Genomic DNA, 381 nt, shown 5'->3' on the forward strand with positions numbered 1-381 from the left:
GCGCCGCGGGCGCCGCGGGCGGCGGAGATACCGCTGGTGCCGCAGCCGCGTCCGGCCCCGGACCGGCCTGACGGGGCGGGTGAGGCAGGCGGGGCGGGCGGGCGGCCTCCGGCTGCCGAGGAGACGCGCGGCCCGGTCGAGTGGCCGGAGAACCGGATCGGCGGCTTCGTCGGCGGCATCCTCATCCCCGAGATGCTGAACCCCGGCGCCGGCACCGACGAGGACGAGCAGGCCGGCGCGGACGGCGGCCGGGAGCGGGCGGGGGAGCGGACGGACGGCGGCACCGGGGCACCGGCCGCCGGGGACGGCAACGACGGCAACGACGGCGGCGACGGCAACGACGGCGGCGGCGACGGCGGCGCCGGGAAGGCCGGGGCCGCC

At 82.2% G+C, this 381-nt stretch carries 1 pseudogene; it reads left to right on the forward strand.

Annotated features, from left to right (window positions below):
* Nucleotides 1-36 precede the first annotated feature (36 nt).
* Nucleotides 37-381, forward strand: a pseudogene (locus GQS09_RS28420) (hypothetical protein); the annotation flags it as partial.

The sequence above is a fragment of the Streptomyces sp. YIM 98790 genome (assembly GCF_011421595.1).
Taxonomy (GTDB): Bacteria; Actinomycetota; Actinomycetes; order Streptomycetales; family Streptomycetaceae; genus Streptomyces.